Below are 18999 nucleotides of genomic sequence, written 5' to 3' on the forward strand. Positions count from 1 at the left end.
TCAGTGTAAAAATTTAATGTTTATTGAATCCTTAGTTCCAATAATATAGAATGAAATAAAATTGGAACTTTAGGAGGTACCCTTTGAAAATAATAAATTCAGTGTCACACGCAGAAACCATTATCCTTAAAGTGGAACAGTCGCTAGTCTGGGAATTGATAATGGGGATTGCTGGCTATACACATGAGCGGATGAGGCACACGTTTGAAATGAATGAAGAATGGAGGACAGACGAAAACGCGATGCCCTCTTCACTGGTCAAGCTATTAAAAGAGATTGAAGAAACTAATCTTTGGTATGGCATGATTTTACTGCAAAATCAATTTTCCGCCGTTTCCATTCAAGAATATTCGAATTTGCTTACGAACGCTTCTTCAACGGATGATTTTTATAAATGGCTCCTCCCCTATCATGATCGACAGTCTGAGTCATTAAAAATAGAAGCAGCCTGTAATCCAGAACAAACGGAAGTATGGGAAAAATACGCCAGCCTCTTTGAGGGACATGACTATTTAGGGGGATATGTTCGCGAGCTTCATCATCGATCCAAACATGAAATATGTGACTTGATTACTTGTGTATTAGTAGAGTGGAAAAGTTGGATGTCGAAAAAGGATGATTGGGAGAAATGGCTACAGGCACTTGCCTTTGAACAGAAACAGCATCGTCAACTGGATATGAAAAATCCTGTTTCTGAAATCGAACGTGTGACGGGCGGCGTTGAATACCTGCCAGAGCCATCCATTTGGTCGGTTAAACTCATCCCACAGGTTTCCTATCGGCCTTGGGTGCTAACCATTCGTACTTCTGATGTTAAGCTCTTCTTTTATCCTGTTAAAGAAGAGTATCTGCTCGAACCGGGTATTCCTTCAAATGAGCTGATTCGTGGCCATAAGGCATTAGGGGACGAACTTCGCCTAAAACTGCTGTTTCAACTTCAGAAAAGACCTTTGTCCTTGCAAGAATTAAGTGGCCAATTCAACATATCGAAAACAACGCTTCATCATCAACTGGCATTATTGAAAGCTGCCAAATTCGTCAGTGTGGAAAAAGGGATCTATTCCATCAACTCCAGAAAGCTTGAAGATTTCTCCAGCCAATTGACGCGATATTTGGGAACAGAATTATGAAGAAGTATTCCAAGTCCTTCAGATCCTTATGGATTGGTGAGATTGTCTCCGAATTTGGTGGTGCCGCCGGCGCTATTGTCAATGGGTTGCTATTATATGAACTGACAGGTTCACGGGAGTGGATGGGCATCCTGTGGCTCGTTTATTTTATTCCTTCATTGGTGCTGCAAGGTGTCAGCTCGCCTTTTCTTAATCATGTCATCAAAGAAAAAATGCTCAAAAATATCCAACTGATACGAGCGGGTGCCTATCTACTGCCATTAGTCGGTTTTTGGATTGGAACGGAGACAGGGTCCATCATCGGCTTGGTTATTCTGCAATGCATCTTAGGCCTGCTTCAGCCCATTTTTGCCAGCCTTTCGTTTTCTTTGCTGCCGGAAGTCTGCACAGAAGATGAATTGGCCGATGCCAACGGATTATTGGACGGAACCCTTCGGCTAATGGGCTTTCTTGCTCCGGGTGTTACTTCGCTCTTGTTATTGTTACTGCCCATGCACTGGATATACGGTATTTCGGCAATCCTGTTCTTCATCAGTTTCCTGGCACTGTCCCGAATTCCGCAAACGAGCACGCAAAAAGTGGCAACTTGGACCAAAAAGTTCTGGTGGTCTGAAATGAAAGAGGGGTACAGGAATTTCTTTAGTTATCCTGAACTCCTGCGTTTAACATTCCTGTCTTCTACAGTCCAATTTGCGGTGGGGGCAACGCTGGTCTTGAGTATTCCCTTCATCCAGGGAGAATTGGGGGGCGAGACATGGGAGTATGGCATCTTCAAGGGGGCATTTCCTGTCGGTTATGTAATCGGAATGCTTCTTCTGACCAAGCTTCCGAAAAGCCCCCGAACGATGTACCTCGGTTTGATTGGTGGCGGCTTTTCCTTTGTACTATTGTACTTTGTCCACTCGGTCACTCTAGCATGGTTATGTGAACTGATGGGTGGTATCCTGTTTCCTCTTTTCAACGCCCAAAGTGCAGCCATTTTCCAGCGGGAAGCCCCAAGAGACCGGTTGGCACAGTTAAGCGCAGTTCGTTTTCTGTTCCTACGTGCCTCCATGCCATTAGGAATTCTGTTCGCTTCCCTGCCTTTCTTAACATTAAATATTCGTCATATTTATATCGGAATCGGTTCCGTCATTATTTTGCCAGGGTTCTATTACATAATCGCTTCCCTTCAAACGAAGAAAACGTTAATCTCGCATAAACGTCAGATATGAGAGTGTGAATATCAACTTTTTGAAAACCCGAAAAGGGATAACGTGTATTTTATGAGTAATATGTGTTATCCCTATTCTTTGTTTAAACATCAGACAACCTTATAGAAATCATTACTTTCTAAATAAAGCAGACCATAAAGCGGAAATCCCGAACAATTCATTTGTTGGGTCTACTTCTTTCATTTTTCGTATTTCTATTTCTTCAAAGTCTTTAAAGATGGTCCTTAATCGATCTTCAGTAAACCCTAAGCCCCCCTGAAGACTTCGTAATCTGTAAACTTCCCAATCAGTAATGTCGGCTCCCCCTAATTCACCCCCTTGGACAAAACAAGTGATTGCAAAGTAACCACCCGGTTTTAATGCTTTTTGTACCAAATTTATGTAACTCATTCTTCGGTGAGGAGCGATATGATGAAAACAGCCTGAATCATAGACAACATCGTATGATCCTTCTTCAATTTGAAGATCAAAAATATTTTTCTGGATAAAGTTTACCTGTAAATTCTTTTCTTTCGCTCGTTCAATTGCCCATTGAAGTGATTGCTCCGATAAATCAACTGCGTCAACAGCATATCCTTTTTCGGCAAAGTAAATTGCATTCCGACCTGGTCCACAACCGAGTTCAAGTGCTTTTCCTGAAGTTCCTATAAGTACATTCTCGAAATAACCAACTAAATTTTCGTCGGGTTTATTGGCGAAAAAAGGTATGTCTTTTTCACGATTGGAATAGAAATCATCCCAAAAATTAGTTGGTTCACGTAATAAAGCGTCTAACATCACCAATAAATCTTCATAGCTATTAATTGTTTCCTTCAAAACTATCCCCTCTTCCCCAATTGAAATCTTTCATACATAGATAATTGTATCTAGAATCTTCAAGGAGTTGGTTTCATTTAGATTAATAACACATTAAAAGAAGGGAAGTTTAGATACCGAACGTATTGGAGTTTTTGCCCATATGACATGTCTAAAGGCACTTAATTTCATTTTAAAGTAATCTTATGAGTGATGGTATAACTCCTTCTCGAATTGCTTGCAAACAATAGCAAATGCTGTTAGAAAAGAAGTGTACTTTCAATTTTTAAGTCTAATTATTACATATGTTGCGAAGTCGTTAAAATTATGACGGTTGTGTTACGAAAGGAGTGTCCCTTGTAAAAACGACAACCCTTTATTACTTACGACTTTATTGGGTGTATACAGTCTCTTTGAAGTTATTTACATTTCACAATTTCCATCTATAGAGAAGCTGCTTGAACGGTACCTCCTTTACTTTCTTTTTGCCGATAATACGATGAAATGGGTCTTCAGATTGCTCGGAAGTCCCATTTCGCGTAATCGGTCTTATTCAATTAAAGCGTTATGTTTATCTCCATATCTCTCATCTCATGTATTTTTTGCAAGGTGTTAAGGTGCAGTGATTTATCTTCGGGTGACTCAGCGAATTTATGCCACTCCACAAGCCTGTATCCAAACATGACAAGGATTAGTTCGTAGATACAATGATCGGAGACATGGGACACATCCGCATATTCCGAAAAACCTCTGTAATACGCCGGAATGCATTTTTGATAGTATTCAGTCATATGACTGACGTCCGCTTCATCCGTTATTAAACTCGCGATATCCTCGCCCATATACCCCCATCCGGCAGTATCCCAATCGATAAGTACTACTTTACTGTCCGAATAGAAAATGTTCGCCACCCAAAAATCTCTGTGGCAAAGCACTATTGGTAGCTTTTCAATCCGACTGAATACTTCTTCCGCATTGTCATCTATGTCTATGAGCATGTTGCACAAGTGCTTCGGAATTTCGCAGTCATCGGAGCGTATGTAATCATACAAAACATCCCATGACCGATATCGCTTGTAGTAGTTTTTCGTAAACTCAACCATGCTTAGATTAGGTAAGGTTTGCAATACGTTTGGTCGTTCAGTGTACAACTTGCCTTGAAATCGCCCCAATTCCTCGGCTATACGTTCATACATTTCCGAGGTCAGATGTAAGCCTGACACACCATCAATATATTCCATCCACAGTTGAATTTCATCGCCATTTATTTCAGCGTGGTAACACTCCGGCCAACGGAACGAATCGAAGAAAACCGTTTTGACATCCGATGCATAGAGATCGTATTCTCTACGCCAAGAATCCGGATCACCATAACGCTCAAATTTTTTTTGTGTTTTCCAAACCAACTTATACGGCAGATGTTTACCATCAGATGTTTCAGCCGTGCCTGTTACAAGCTGAACTATTCCTATTGTCCCGCCTTGCAACTCTTCCAGTTGATAATTTGCGCGGGTTATCGTATTGTCGAGCATTTTACTCAAAACAAGTGTCAGTATTTCAGGCTTTACAAACCTTTCATCATGGTTGTTCATTTCTTGCATCCTCCCTTTTTCCCCGTACATAAATTAAAGTTGTTTTTGACATAAAAAACCGCGAACAAGCAGCCTCCGAAGAAGCTGCCGTTTCGCAGAGAAACGTAAAAAATACAATGTCACTTCTACAGTGTGGCATAACCATTCACAAGGAATCAATAGAAAATTTTGATTACGGTCACATTACCTCAACAACTCCATCACCAAAAACACCCAAGAAGTTAACTTCTTGGGTGTACTTAGTTCTTCTTTTTATTCCGCTGCTAGAACACTGACTTCCTTCGGCAAATTGAAATCTTCGATGTCATTGAAATAGCTATATGTGGCGTTCAACTTCTGACGGGATCGATAAGAGTTTCCGCCACTGTAATTCCTCATATCCGAGGACATTTTAAAGCTCGTCACATACGAAGTTTTTTTATTGAACGTAATGACTAATTCCATTTTGTCGACGATGCTGAATCCGTCCTCACGTGGACCAAAGTCTGGGAAAATCTCCTTGAACCGCTTGACCCCATCGCGGTCTAACGTTAAGTTCAAGGCGTATCCGTACTCGATCGGCTCTAGAATCAATTCGTCTTCAAACTCTTTGAACTTCGACAAGTCGAGGGTCGGGTATGTAACGGATGCTAATGCACCAAACAGTTCTTCAACCGAACCGGACGTTAATTCTTCCCATTCGCCTTTACGGTCGTCAGAGACAAATACTCGGTCTTCCACTTGGTACAAATCCATATCCCATGCTTTCTCGCCACGCGGAAGAACATTTGACTTCACGTGTATCTTTGCCGGGTCAAGGAAAGCCTCAACCTGCATATCGAATTTCACGCCAGCTTTCTCGGGGTTTTCAATATCGCCATCATAGACGGTCACCGCATAATCATCATAAACAACATGGGAATGGACAGCTTTCAGTGACGTATCCATCGCCTCTTGGGACTTGTCCAATAAATCTCCGGCTGTCAATTTCTTTTGAGCCCCTCCTGAATTGGTGCAAGCAGCCAAAAGAAAAACGAGCGAACCAATCGCAAGGGCACTAACTATTTTTTTCACATGTAAACTTCCTCTCTACAAAACCTACGTTCATTTTACTGGAATCTGCAGACTTCATCAATGCATTAGACGGATATTCCACAGGAGAAGTTGCATTTGTCACAAAACCGAACTGAATTCCCGATCAATCTTCCCTAAAGTGCCATATGTCTGTCATGAATTCCTCGATCGTACGGAAATCGGGTGAAAAACCGATTCCGGGAGAAGTCGGAACAGTGATATATCCATCTTCCACCATCACTTCAGGCTTAATTATATCCTTTTCCCAATAATGGGATGACCCTGCGGTGTCACCTGGAAGAATGAAGTTCGGAAGTGATGTCAAAGCAATATTATGAGCACGACCGATTCCTGCTTCGAGCATACCACCGCACCAGACGGGAACACCTTTCCCCATGCAGTAATCATGGATCCGCTTCGCTTCAGATAAGCCGCCGACTCTTCCTATTTTTACATTGATGACTTTTGTGCTTTCAAGTTCGACCGCTTTCCGTGCATCTTCTACGGAATGGATGCTTTCGTCAAGGCAGATCGGCGTCTTCAATTGTTTTTGCAAGATGGCATGATCGACGATGTCATCATGTGCGAGCGGCTGCTCGATCATCAGCAAGCCGAACTCGTCCAGTTGCTTCAATAAATCGATATCTTCTAATGTATAGGCCGAATTGGCATCCGCCATAAGCGGCACATCCGGAAAAGCGGACCTCAATCCCCGAAGGACTTCAACATCAGCTCCCGGCTTGATTTTCACTTTAATCCGCTTATAGCCTTCCTCCAACTTCCTCTGCACTTTATCGATCAAAGCCGCTAAATTTTTTTGAATCCCTATACTGATGCCGACTTCAATTCGCTGGCGCTCGCCTCCCAACGCTTCAGCCAATGAAATCCCTTTCCGTTTTGCATACAGATCCCAAACGGCGCCCTCAAGGGAAGCCTTCGCCATATTATTCCCGCGAATCGGTGCAAAGAGACTGCCGACGTCATCGGGATGGCTAATGTCCTTTCCAAGCAGCAGGGGGATAAGAAAATCGCGAAGCATATGCAAGCTCGTTTCCACAGTCTCCTCGGTATACCACGGGGCATCAAATGCAACCGATTCTCCCCAGCCAGTATTCCCTATCTCATCACGAGCTTCCAACAGCAGAAAATGCTTATCTTGCATCGTCCCAAAACTTGTTGAAAAAGGCTCTTTCATCCTCATTTTCATTTTACGGATCGTCACTTCTGTAATTCGCAAAATTGATTCACCTTCCCTAATAAATGCGTAAAAAACACCCTGCCGTTGCGACAGGATGTCTGTACTAGTTACTTTACGGTTTCAACGTCCACTGTCATCCGCCAGCCGAACGGGTCTTCCGCTCTTCCCGTCTGGATGCCTGTCATCGTATCATAGACCCTTTGAGCCAAATCACCAATTTCTCCGTTATTGATAGTGATTTTCTTTTCATTCCAATACAGCTCCCCGATCGGAGAGATGACCGCTGCTGTTCCCGTGCCGAACGCTTCCTCTAAGATTCCCGACTGATGAGCTTCGTAAAGCTCCTCCATGGAAATTTTTCGTTCGGTAATAGGGATGTCCCAATACTGCAGCAATTCAATGACGGATTTCCGGGTAATTCCCTCTAAAATGCTTCCATTAAGTTCGGGCGTGACAACTTCTCCGTTCAATTTGAAGAAGACGTTCATCGCACCGACTTCCTCGATGTATCGATGTTCTTTCCCATCAAGCCAGAGTACTTGTGAATACCCTTTCGCTTCGGCCACTTCCTGGGCTTTCATGGCGCCTGCATAGTTGCCTGCCGTTTTTGCACTGCCAGTCCCGCCTGTTACAGCACGGACGAATTCAGATTCTACCGCAATTTTCACAGGGTTGATGCCTTCCTTATAGTAAGCGCCAACCGGTGAAAGAATGATCATGAAGCGGTACGTTTTCGACGGAGCGACACCTAAGTACGGCTGTGTCGCGAAGATGAAAGGCCGGATGTAAAGGGATGTCCCTTCGATATTTGGAATCCAATCTTTATCGACTTGGATCAGTTTCCGAAGGCCAGAAAGAGCGAGTTCTTCGTCGAACGCGGGTATGCATAGTCTTTCATTCGAACGGTTTAATCTTTTCATATTCTCATCAGGTCTGAAAAGAAGAACTTCTTCATCATCCGTTACATATGCTTTCAAACCTTCGAAAACTGTTTGGCCGTAGTGGAATACCATTGCCGCGGGATCAAGCGTGATCGGTTCATACGGAACAATTTTCGGATCATGCCAGCCTAGCACTTCTGTATAATCCATCGTAAACATATGGTCCGTAAAAACAGTACCGAATGAAAGCTGATCGAAAGCCGGCTTCGGTTTCGGTTGTAAGGTCTTTTCAACATTGATTACATTCGTCATCGTAAATCCCCCTTTTGTTATGTATTTTTTCATTATACACGAAACTGTGAAGACAGATATGTTAAAATGATTGAAATGGAGTGATGACATTGACTGGAACTGAAAAAATACCCGGAGAAGAACGCCGGAAATTAATCTTGGAAACATTGCAGAAAGCTGAAAACCCATTGACGGGCAAAGAGCTTGGTGAACTGACAAATGTCAGCCGCCAAGTCATCGTCGGAGATATTACTTTATTAAAAGCGAAAAAGGAACCGATCCTTGCGACGAGCCAAGGATACATCTATGTGCATGCATCAGTAGGACCGGAGAAAATCGAAAAAGTACTCGTTTGCCACCATACACCTGAGCAAACGGAAGAAGAGTTGAACATCCTCGTTGACCACGGACTGACTGTGAAAGACGTGAAAATCGAGCACCCGGTATACGGGGACTTGAGCGCCTCCATCATGGTCGCGAACCGATTGGAAGTGAAAGAATTCATGAGACGGATACATGAAGCGAATGCGGTATACCTTTCCAATCTAGCCGAGGGAGGCATTCACCTCCATACGGTCATCGCTAATGAACAATATCAAATCGACAATGCCGAAGTTGCATTGAAAAAAGCGGGTATCCTCGTTGAATGAAGGATACCCGCTTGTTCTGCTCTTCAATTTGCTGTTCCTATTTCTGCATCTAACTGCTTCAAAAAAGCGACCATGAAGTCATGGCGCTCCGCCGCAAGACGCTTCCCTTCTGCAGTCACCATCAAATCCTTCAATAAAAGCAGTTTTTCATAAAAATGTGTGACAGAAGCTGTTTGTCTTGAGCGATATTCATCTTCGGACATTTTAGTTCTCGCGATTTCAGCCGCATCATATAATTTCCTACCTTTCGCCCCGCCGTATGCGAAAGTTCTGGCGATGCCGATTGCACCGATTGCGTCTAGGCGATCCGCATCCCTTACAATTGCCCCTTCAATGTATACGATTTCCTCTTCATTTCCACCGTTGAAAGAAACACTTTTAATCGTCTCCAAAACCTTCATAGCCAACTCGTCGTCTACTTCGGCGGAACGAAGCAGCTCTGAAGCAGACACGTTGCCAACTTCTTTATATTTCGGATCATCGATGTCATGCAGTAGGACGGCAAGCTTAATGACGGTCATATCCGCGTCAGGCATCGACTGCGCAATCTCTTCCGCATTTTTCATAACCCGTAAAATATGATCATAATCATGGCTTGCATCGAACTGTCTATATATATTTGTCACTCGCTCCGTTATATTACGTATTATCGTTTCCATAGCATCCACCCTTTTCATATTTTTAGAATCAATTCGCAGAAAATTTAGGCATGTCATTGACGTATATTGTCGATTCATGTATAGTTAATGCATCCATGTTAATAATGGGAAAGACATTGAAATGCCGAGGGAGGAATAAACATGTACCAAGGTAAAGTAAAATGGTTCAGCAACGAAAAAGGATATGGCTTCATTGAAACCGATAATGGCGAAGATGTGTTTGTCCACTATACTGGCATTATGTCAGAAGGATTCAAGACGTTGGATGAAGGCCAGACCGTATCCTTCGAAATCATAGAAGGTAACCGCGGACCCCAAGCGGCAAATGTCTTGACTATAACATGAATATTGAATGAGTAAACATGCAATATCCCGCCTAGAAATCCTGGCGGGATATTATTTTGTCAATTTATTCATTTCATTACCTAAAAATTGAAGCTGTTCCCCAATTGTACAAGTTCGAATGCAAAATTGATGTGCACCGGTTTTCCCAATGTCCTTCACTTGTTGCCTTTTGACAAAACATCCTTCACAATACGTATCAAGCACTTCATTAATTTCATTCATGACGGTTAATTTATCCATAGCAACCTCCAAGTCAGGTCATTCATTCATTTTAATATTCTTTTTTGCCGGTTGCAACAATGATAAGGAGAGATGGAATATGATCGAGTTATATGTTGATGGCGCAAGTGCCGGAAACCCTGGTAAAAGCGGCATCGGAATCTTCATCAAAGGTGAAGGGAACATCGTCAAGTTCTCCGAACCGATTGATCCGACGAACAACCATACAGCCGAATTCATAGCTCTTCTCCGAGGAATGGAGGAAGCTGCAAAACTGACGACCGGAATCGTTTCGGCACGATCCGATTCGAAAATAGTCGTCTCGGCTGTGGAGAATGAATTTGTAAAAAACGAGGTACATAAGGATTATTTGAATAAAATCTTATCCATTGCAAAAACGTTTGATTTCTTCTTCATTAAATGGATACCGGACAGTGAAAATCGCGCCGCGGACGCACTTGCCCGCGAAGCGATTCATAAACAAGATGAAGACAAGTAAAAAGGAGAGGAAGCATTTGCATGATAGCAAACGCTCCTACCCTACTTCGCTTTCATAAATGTTACGGTATCCAACTCATCGTCATACAGCACCCATTCTTTATCGAACACGACAGCACCGACATTGACTAGCGTCTGGCCGTCTTTCACATCGTATGGATGATTGAATTGGACGGCCACTTCCCCGCTCCCGTTACGTCGTAAGCCCGAATGGTGACTATGACCGTAGAACGTCACGTTTTTCGACACATCCGCTTCTAATAGTGACCACGGTTCGCCACCCCACTGCCATTGATGACCATGAATCACTTCAGCTGCACCAAGTTCAATTTTTTCGGGCATAGCTGAAAGAATTCCGTATAATGAATCATCCGTTTCCGTAATGAGTAAAATACGTTCTTCTTGGTTCCCTTTTACTGATGGGAAGTTCAACAACTCAACAAAATCATCAGGTATAAGCATGACTTCTTCAAGCTTGCTATACGTGCGCTCGTTCACATTACGCTTGCTAATTATACATTCGAACAGATCCCCGGTTCCGATTAGTACAGCCTCGGGCGCCTGTTCTTTGATATGGGAGAGGACGGCCTCCAAATCTCCTTTAGAGGAATGAATATCCCCTATAATCGCATATTTCATATTTACACCTCTACCTTCGGGTCACCCTTTTTCCACTTCGATAGTTTCCCTTGAAATCCAGTCGCTATAACTTCCGACGTATAGTTTGACGTTCTCAAATCCATTTTGTTTCAGCATCGCAAATAACGGAGCGGCCGTTACGCCGCTGCCGCAATAGACGACGACATCGTCATCATGCGTCACAACTTGTGAAAGTCGCTTTCCAACTTCGTCATGTAAATTGAAAGAGCCATCTTTTTTCAGCTGTTCCCAGTCGAAATTACGAGCCCCCGGAATATGTCCTGCGATTCTGTCAATCGGTTCAACTTCCCCACGATACCGTTCAGCCGAACGCGCATCAAGCAACACATTTCCCGTTCCCCCTTCTACCGTCTTCTCGACGAATTCACGAGGAGCGTAAATTGTTTCATCCCAGACAGGATCGACATTGGATTGTTCTGCGACTTCCTCGTCGTCGGAAGTTGGGATGCCGATTGCCACTAGCTCTTCATATCCTTCCAATGAGATGATGGAATTTTTAAAACCGCCGTATTGGAGGATCCACCAAGCTCTCGCCGCAAAAGGGCTGCCTCCGTCGTCATAGATGATTATCCGATCATGGAGCTCAAGACCGCTTTTTCGGAATAACGCAGTCAATGTTTCTTTATCTGGCAATGGATGCCGTCCTGTTTTCTTCGACATATCAGAAAGGTCAGCCTCGAGATCCCAGTACAGCGCTCCTTTAATATGCCCTTTTTCGTAATTTTTTCTCCCTGCTTTAACGTCCTGCAACGAAAAACGGGCATCTATCCATTTTATAGTTTGAACATCCACGTCTTTGACCGATTTGAATACTTCACTCATTTCAATCCAGCTCCTTCAATTGGATTTTCTTATGAATTGCTCGCCATTCTTCTAATTGATCCATATCTTGCAGAAGGGATCGTTCGGACTCGATTTGCTGAATGCTTTGCTTCAATAGATGAAGACGCAGTCCTTCCGCCTCCGCTTCGACCCACTGCTCAGACCAAAATTCTATCCGTTCCTTTTCTTTGCCTAAATAGATCGAGGCGTCTTGTTTTAACCGTTCTTCCAGCTTGTCTTTCAAAACGAGACGATCTCCTTTTTCGAAAAACGATTTCTGGTTTTTGAATGAACGGTTGACATCTTTATACACAGCCGGATTTTCGAAAGGTACAGGGAACGATAGCATCTCAGCGTCTTCCGCTTCATACGGGGAAGGTGAAATGGAGCTATCCTTCTCAGCGAGGAACCGCATTTCGGAACGCTCCCGCTCTTTCAATAATTTATTCATAAAATTCAGCATACGTAAATTGGTCACTTTCAACTCTTGCGTCAAATCGAAGCCTACCATCTGAACAGTTTCAGCGAGCGCCAAAGTTAACGCTCTGTCAGCCGAATGATTGGCAAACGTTGAAGGGCTATAGCCTTCCTTGAAGAAGTCTCCAAAACGAAGGAATACCCGCTGTAAAATATAATAGACCAATTCATTCAATTCATTGAAGGAAGCTTTGCGGATCACTTCAGCAAAACCGTTTGCGAAGCGAGCCCGCACTTCCTGTTCAAAGCGATCAAGCTCGACCATTCGTTCCGCCTTGCGTGACCTGTTCAATTCTGTTCGTTCAATCAAAATCGCAAGACGATTGACCGTTTTAGCAACCTCTTCTTCCAACGCTTGAACGGCGAGACCTTTCAAATCATTTTTTAAGAAATGGCTGAAGTGCTGTTCAAATGCTTTCATGGAGCTATCGTGACGACCATCTAGCTTCGCATCCAACGCTTGCAAGCTAGAGATGCCATGGACTCGTGGATGACGGATGCCGAAAGCAGCCAATTCCTGTTCGACGAATGAAAGAACTGTTTCCGCTTCTTCCGCATTGTTTGCCAAATCGATCGCATTGACGATAAAGAACATTTTATCCAATTCAAAAGCGTCTTTCACGCGGCCAAGCTGGATCAAAAATTCACGGTCGGCTCGCGCGAAGGCGTGATTATAATAAGTAATAAAAAGAATGGCATCCGCATTCCTTATATATTCGAATGCAACATCGGTATGCCGAGCATTGATCGAGTCCGCCCCCGGCGTATCGACGAGTGTAATGCCTTGCCTCGTCAACGGACAATCAATATACAAATCGATGGAATCGACGAAACAGCTGCGTTCCTCTTCGGCCACGAATCGTGTGAACTCGGTTTGATCAACATTCATGACTGTTCCAAGACTCTCCTTATAAACTGGGTAGCCCGTCTTGAAGGCACGGATGAATGTTTTATGAATATGGAGGCTTTCGTCTTCTAGCTCTTTCCCTAGAACATCCCCCGCTTTTTGGAACGCTTCTTCCAAAGTTGAAACAGGCATGCCGAGCGCTTCGAATGAAAATGCAACATCGCCGGTCATCTGATCTACTGTTTTCAAATGTACGTCTGCTGTTCGATCTTCTTTATCGGCTGACAGCGGTCTAATTCGATTGATGGCAGCAGTCGTTGGGTTAGGAGAAACCGGCAGAACGCGATCGCCAATCAACGCATTAGAGAAGGATGATTTTCCGGCGCTGAACGCCCCAAATAAGGCGACAGTGAATTCCTGGTGAGAAAGGCGATCTGCTTTGTTCCGCAAATACTCGGCAGTCTCCGCAAAACCAGGAATATTCATTACTGATTGCGCAATATGAAGCGCTTGATCTATGATGCTATTTGCATCAAGACCTTTCGCAGACGCATCAATGTCGCTTTCTTGAGCTTGTTCAACGACTTCAACAACCATCTCGTCTGCAGCCGTTTCCAGTCCATCAAGTTCCACTGTTTCAATATCTGATTTCATTTCCCACTGACGCAGCAATGTTTCGCCGGACGTTTTCACACTTGCAGTTGGCGTGGCGAGACTGGAGATGAATTCGGATTTTTTGTGATCGATTTCATTCACCTGCGCAATGGCTGCCAGCTTTTGTTCAAGCGTTTGAATCGTTTGAAGAAGCGGTCCTGATTGTTCATTTCCTGCTGAAGCGGCAATTGTCGACATTTCTTGTTTCCAATCGTCTGTCAGTTTGCGGAATACTTGTTGGATAGCTGTTTTCATTTGCTCTGTCATATTCAATACGGTTTCACCCGTCACGACATCCGAAACGTTCAATTGTGCGTCAATTTCCTCAAAAGGAACTGACATATTCATTTCATCAATACCAATGGACCGCTCATCGTTCATGAGTCCAGCATCTTTGAGCGTTTTTTTCATAAGCGCTTTCAAATGCACTTCGATTTGTGTATGTATTAGATTTGACAAGTTGGAAGCTAGGGATTCTTTTCTTCTTGCCTTTTCCTCCGCAGTCTTTTTCGCCCCAAATAATAAGCCTACCTTGAATCTCGGGGACTTCGACTCCAAGTATTCTTTCAAAAGCTCACGCGTTTCAAATGGACTGACCGATGCATTGCGCAGCAATTCATTTCGTTCTCTTTCAAATGTAGCGTAAAACTCATCTCCCGAAAGAAGAGACGCTCGCTTCTTCAACTCGCTCAATTCTAAAGAGAGATCTTCGTATTCATTCCACTCATCGTCTGTGACGATTTCTGCATACGCCGATTTGCAGTCCGCTTTCTCACTTTCCAAGAAATTCATATGTTCTTCTTTTAATTTCAACAACGATTGTTCTGCGTTTTCCAAAAAATGATCTTTCCAATTTACAATCGAGCCTTCAACGATCCCCTTCACTTTTTCAAAATCATTGAACGGGAGGTCTTTGGCTTTCAAAGAAGTATAAAAAATTCCTTTTGGCTCAACGCCCCAGAGTTTGAAGGAGTCTTCAACTGATTTCTTGAAGTCTTCGAAAGGCAATTCACTTTCCCGATGCTTGTCAATTTGATTAATAATCAGATAAACGTTGGCATTATATCGCAATAATTCTTTCGTGAATTTGAAGTTCAGTTCCGACTGGACATGATTGTAGTCCATCGTGTAAAAAACGAGATCAGCTAAATGAAGTGCCGATTCCGTCGACAAGCGATGCGCATCATCAGTCGAGTCAACTCCTGGCGTATCCATGACCGTTATCGCTTCCGATAGTTTGGATCCAGGATGTCCGATTTCAATAAGAGAAATTTCCGCACCGTCTTTACTGAAAGACTTGATTGCATCAAAGAAGCCGTGACCTTTATATTTGATGAGCGAGCCATCGGTCCGATGGATGATGGCAAACTCTTCATCAGCCTTCTTCACCTTGACGATATTGGCGCTCGTAGGAATTGGACTAGTCGGCAAAAAATCCTCGCCAGTCAACGCGTTGATCATCGAGGATTTCCCAGCTGAGAAATGGCCGGCAAATCCTATGACGAACTCCTCATCCATTAATTTCTTAGCTAATGAAGCTGCTTTCCTTACACGTTCCTCATCATGATTCTTGTTAAATAAATGACCGTAAATAGCTGTTCGTTCTAACATATCAGTAGTAAACATAATATTCGATCCTTCCTAACATTCTCTATCTACTATACCATTTTTCTTAACTGAACGACTTTGATTGAAAATTCGAAGTTTGCGTTTGCAATCCTTTTTATCCATGAATAGGAAAAGCTGTCTTTACACGAGTTCCCTCGGATATAAAGACAGCTTTTAGAACTCATTTCTTCACGAAAGTCTGGATATCCACCGGAAAGATTCCGGCAATCCTATCTTTCATTTCTTGTTCTTCACCTTCCATCAGGACGTGGACAGTTCCGGAATCTTGCGAAGTCCGAATGAGACGTCCGGCTCCTTGTCGTAGGCGGAGAAGCATGAATGGCAAATCCACTTCATCAAACGGATTTTCTGCATGCTTCCTACGCGCATCGAATAAAGGATCATGTGGAGGGAATGGCAGATCATAGATGATCACCCGAGTAAGTGCGTCTTGAGGGATATCGAGACCTTCCCATAAGTGATAGGAACAAAGGACAGAAACTTCTTTCTGCTGGAAATCACGAATGATAGAGGATAATTCCCGTTCCCCTTCAAAAGCGATTACTTTTCTTTGCTCTTCATTCAGCTCTGTCTGGAATCTTTTCATCGACTGTTCTGATTTGAACAGCAGCAATGTCTGCTCATCATCCTTCAGCAAATTAAGTACATACTTCGGCTTTTCTCCCTCATCGATATCAGCGGCGATGACTTCCATCATCTCCTCATAGTCAAAAGGAGATTCTACTGAAAATGAAAGGAAATCGTCAATCCCGAGACTATCCAATATATACGAAAAATCCTGTTCGACCGAAAGTGTGGCCGAAGAGAAGACGATCGGTATGTTAGATGAAAACAGCTTTTCTTTTAAAATATCTGTGACAAGCCGCGGCATAATCGTGAGTGTCATTCCGTCTTTGCTATCTTGCAGCCAGTCGACAGCGTCATTTTCGGAAACAAATAATTCCATCGAGTATATATATTGCTCCAAATATTCCTCGACCATTTTCAAATCATATTCTGGAATAATAAATAATTCGCCCTCAAACACGAACTCTTCCAGCAGGGCGGTTGAAATGGAGACCGCTTCCCTTCCAACAGAAAGGATTTCCCCGTTTTTCCTAATTGCTTTCCTTTCATCCCCGCTCTCTTTCGTTGCGGATCGCAAAAGTCGAAAGAAATCTTCATGGACATCGATTAACCGTTCCATCAATTGCAACGTCTCTTCCCGTACCCCGTCAACCATGACACGCTCCATCAAGGTGAGAAGTGTGTGATTTTGAACTTCATACGTGAGGGCGCGTTGGGCGGAATATTCGAGCAGATGGCCTTCGTCGAAAACAATCATCGATACGTCAGGAAGCAATGGCATTTGACCTTGTCGCTTTCTCGATTCCTTCGTCCAAATATGTTCCATATAGAAATCATGTGAGCAAATGATCAAATCTGCCGCTTCCCTATAATGATTCCGATGGATCGTCTGTCCGCATCGATTTCGGACATCACAGGCTGCGCATTGCTGAACAGGATGGAAATTCATCGTTTTCCATTGGTCGTCGTTCAAATGAGGATAGTCTGACCGTTCTCCGTATGGGAAAATCGATTGCAGCGACAAATTGCCGTTAACGAAATCAGGTAATCCGCTATGCACGGTTTCGGCATAATCATCCATCGAAGCGTCAACAGCTTCATCCAATCTTTTCAAGCATAAATATTGATTCCGCGCTTTTGCGAGACGGACGTCAATATCGATTTGCAATGCATCACTAATTTTGCGGATATCGCCTTCCTCTTTTACGAGCTGGTCGATTAACGTTTCATCCGCACAGGAAATAAGGGCTGGCTTCCCCGTATATCTTGCATATGCGATAGCCGGCAATAAATAGGCAATCGTCTTCCCTGTTCCGACGCCTGCCTCTGCAAGAAGGACTTTTTTCTCTTTCAGCGCTTGTTCAATTTGAAATGCCATATAGATTTGTTCGTCTCTGCATTCGAATCCCTTTTCGGTCAAATCATCATATAATGTATCGCCAATCCAGTCATTCAAGGATTCATAGAATGATTTTTCTTTTGTTAATGAAAATGGCATTTTCCTTTTCATTTGCGCTCCCCTTTCTTTTTCGCACATGGAAACGGAAGAGGCAGGCCTCTTCCGTTTAATCTGATCACTTATTTTCGTTGACCCCAATATTGATAAAAATCTGTTCTAATAAAACCATTGAACAGCTTTCGTTTCTTCGTCGCTTTTTTCCCGTACATCGTCTCAAAGTTTTCAAGGGAGGAAAGCATGTAAACGGACCATGACGGATACCTATCCATTATATGCCCGATAACACGAGCAAGTTCCTCAGCCTCTTCAATTTCACCCAATCGCTCCCCATAAGGAGGATTGCCGACGAGCACGCCGTTCAAACCTTCAACAGTCAAATCCTTGACATCACGTTGCTCAAACTTAATTAAATCCATAAATCCCGCTTCAACTGCGTTTTGCTGGGCAATCTTGATCATTTTCGGATCGACGTCAAAGCCTGTAATGTCAAGCGGCTGATCATATTTTGCGACGTCTTCCGCTTCTTCCCTTATACGGTCCCATATCGCTTGATCGATCCATGGCCATTCCTCACTGCTGAAATCACGGTTATAGCCCGGCGCGATTTGTTGACCAATCATTGCCGCTTCGATCGCAATTGTGCCAGAGCCGCAAAACGGATCAACAAACGGTCGATCGGGGTTCCATCGTGTCAATTTGACGAGTGCAGCTGCCATCGTTTCTTTAAGTGGTGCATCACCTTGGCCGACACGGTAGCCTCGTTTATGCAAACCGGCCCCGCTCGAATCGATGGTTAAGGTTACTTTATCTTTTAAGATGGATACTTCGAGCTTGAACAACGGACCAGTTTCGTCTAAAAAGCCGATCCGGTTATAAGCGGATTTCATACGTTCTACAATTGCCTTCTTGACGATTGCTTGACAGTCAGGTGTGCTGTACAAGGTCGATTTGACTGATTTCCCTGCGACAGGGAATTTTGCATCGACTGGTAAGTATTGTTCCCACGGCAGGGATTTTGTTTGTTCAAAAAGTTCGTCGAATGTGGTGGCGGTGAATTCACCGACGATGATCCGGACGCGGTCCGCGACTCGGAGCCACATGTTTGTTTTGGCGATTGCATTTTCGTCGCCTTCAAAGTAGATTTTTCCGTTGTCGGTTTTTGTTTCGAAGCCGAGGTCTTTCACTTCATCCGCAACAATTGATTCAAGCCCCATAGCGGATGTAGCGACCAATTTATAGTTTGCCATGCATTTCCAACTCCAATTCTAATTACATCTTTTATGTATTCATTCTTATAGTGTCAGTTCGTATAATTTTTATCCCGATAACATAGAAATGCTCTCCAAACGAATAAGGAGA

At 43.4% G+C, this 18999-nt stretch carries 17 protein-coding genes; 5 read left to right on the top strand and 12 right to left on the bottom strand.

Features of this window, described 5'->3' with window-relative positions; all coding sequences use genetic code 11:
- Nucleotides 1–209 precede the first annotated feature (209 nt).
- Both ACTHPA_RS06200 and ACTHPA_RS06205 read left to right on the top strand, forming a co-directional pair.
- On the top strand, nt 210–1130 hold the full coding sequence (locus ACTHPA_RS06200) for an ArsR/SmtB family transcription factor (RefSeq protein WP_440499295.1): 921 nt from the start codon (nt 210–212) through the stop codon (nt 1128–1130).
- Entirely contained in the window at nt 1127–2344 is a 1218-nt protein-coding gene (locus ACTHPA_RS06205) for an MFS transporter (RefSeq protein WP_440499296.1), read from the top strand. The genes ACTHPA_RS06200 and ACTHPA_RS06205 overlap by 4 nt, the downstream gene beginning before the upstream one ends.
- A gap of 111 nt (nt 2345–2455) precedes the next feature.
- On the opposite strand, the gene ACTHPA_RS06210 is transcribed toward ACTHPA_RS06205, so the two are convergent.
- From ACTHPA_RS06210 to ACTHPA_RS06230, 5 genes are all read right to left on the bottom strand, one after another.
- Entirely contained in the window at nt 2456–3160 is a 705-nt protein-coding gene (locus ACTHPA_RS06210; RefSeq protein ID WP_440499297.1) for a class I SAM-dependent methyltransferase, read from the bottom strand.
- A gap of 536 nt (nt 3161–3696) precedes the next feature.
- Nucleotides 3697–4731 carry an aminoglycoside phosphotransferase family protein gene (locus tag ACTHPA_RS06215; RefSeq protein ID WP_440499298.1) on the bottom strand — a complete coding sequence of 345 codons (1035 nt, stop codon included), beginning with the start codon at nt 4729–4731 and terminating at the stop codon, nt 3697–3699.
- 252 nt (nt 4732–4983) lie between these two features.
- Nucleotides 4984–5784, bottom strand: coding sequence for a DUF6612 family protein (locus ACTHPA_RS06220; RefSeq protein ID WP_440499299.1), 801 nt, complete (start codon nt 5782–5784; stop codon nt 4984–4986).
- A gap of 124 nt (nt 5785–5908) precedes the next feature.
- Complete coding sequence (gene menC / locus ACTHPA_RS06225) at nt 5909–7021, bottom strand: o-succinylbenzoate synthase (RefSeq protein WP_440499300.1); 1113 nt, start codon at nt 7019–7021, stop codon at nt 5909–5911.
- A 68-nt stretch (nt 7022–7089) separates the two neighbouring features.
- Nucleotides 7090–8175 (bottom strand): branched-chain amino acid aminotransferase, encoded by a 1086-nt coding sequence (locus ACTHPA_RS06230; RefSeq protein ID WP_440499301.1) that lies wholly within the window; start codon nt 8173–8175, stop codon nt 7090–7092.
- 89 nt (nt 8176–8264) lie between these two features.
- Here ACTHPA_RS06230 and ACTHPA_RS06235 point away from each other — a divergent pair, with 89 nt between their 5' ends.
- Complete coding sequence (locus tag ACTHPA_RS06235) at nt 8265–8804, top strand: transcription repressor NadR (protein WP_440499302.1); 540 nt, start codon at nt 8265–8267, stop codon at nt 8802–8804.
- Nucleotides 8805–8827: 23 nt separating this feature from the next.
- Here the strand turns inward: ACTHPA_RS06235 and ACTHPA_RS06240 are convergent, their stop codons facing one another.
- On the bottom strand, nt 8828–9463 hold the full coding sequence (locus tag ACTHPA_RS06240) for an HD domain-containing protein (RefSeq protein WP_440499303.1): 636 nt from the start codon (nt 9461–9463) through the stop codon (nt 8828–8830).
- 141 nt (nt 9464–9604) lie between these two features.
- Between ACTHPA_RS06240 and ACTHPA_RS06245 the strand changes: the two genes are divergently transcribed.
- Nucleotides 9605–9808: a cold-shock protein gene (locus ACTHPA_RS06245; RefSeq protein ID WP_060208284.1), complete on the top strand. Its 204-nt coding sequence runs from the start codon at nt 9605–9607 to the stop codon at nt 9806–9808.
- 51 nt (nt 9809–9859) lie between these two features.
- On the opposite strand, the gene ACTHPA_RS06250 is transcribed toward ACTHPA_RS06245, so the two are convergent.
- Complete coding sequence (locus ACTHPA_RS06250) at nt 9860–10048, bottom strand: zinc-finger domain-containing protein (protein WP_413053014.1); 189 nt, start codon at nt 10046–10048, stop codon at nt 9860–9862.
- A gap of 79 nt (nt 10049–10127) precedes the next feature.
- Between ACTHPA_RS06250 and ACTHPA_RS06255 the strand changes: the two genes are divergently transcribed.
- Nucleotides 10128–10526 carry a ribonuclease HI family protein gene (locus ACTHPA_RS06255; RefSeq protein ID WP_440499304.1) on the top strand — a complete coding sequence of 133 codons (399 nt, stop codon included), beginning with the start codon at nt 10128–10130 and terminating at the stop codon, nt 10524–10526.
- A 41-nt stretch (nt 10527–10567) separates the two neighbouring features.
- On the opposite strand, the gene ACTHPA_RS06260 is transcribed toward ACTHPA_RS06255, so the two are convergent.
- From ACTHPA_RS06260 to ACTHPA_RS06280, 5 genes are all read right to left on the bottom strand, one after another.
- A complete protein-coding gene (locus ACTHPA_RS06260; protein WP_440499305.1) occupies nt 10568–11164 on the bottom strand; it encodes a metallophosphoesterase family protein in 597 nt (198 codons plus the stop codon).
- Nucleotides 11165–11185: 21 nt separating this feature from the next.
- Nucleotides 11186–12007 carry a sulfurtransferase gene (locus tag ACTHPA_RS06265; RefSeq protein WP_440499306.1) on the bottom strand — a complete coding sequence of 274 codons (822 nt, stop codon included), beginning with the start codon at nt 12005–12007 and terminating at the stop codon, nt 11186–11188.
- Nucleotide 12008: 1 nt separating this feature from the next.
- Entirely contained in the window at nt 12009–15611 is a 3603-nt protein-coding gene (locus tag ACTHPA_RS06270) for a dynamin family protein (protein WP_440499307.1), read from the bottom strand.
- 163 nt (nt 15612–15774) lie between these two features.
- Nucleotides 15775–17691, bottom strand: a complete 1917-nt coding sequence (locus tag ACTHPA_RS06275) for an ATP-dependent DNA helicase (protein WP_440499308.1) — start codon at nt 17689–17691, stop codon at nt 15775–15777.
- Between the two features lie 68 nt (nt 17692–17759).
- A complete protein-coding gene (locus tag ACTHPA_RS06280; protein ID WP_440499309.1) occupies nt 17760–18887 on the bottom strand; it encodes a THUMP domain-containing class I SAM-dependent RNA methyltransferase in 1128 nt (375 codons plus the stop codon).
- Nucleotides 18888–18999: the final 112 nt, after the last annotated feature.

It is taken from the genome of Sporosarcina sp. SAFN-015, from assembly GCF_051966875.1.
Taxonomy (GTDB): domain Bacteria; phylum Bacillota; class Bacilli; order Bacillales_A; family Planococcaceae; genus Sporosarcina.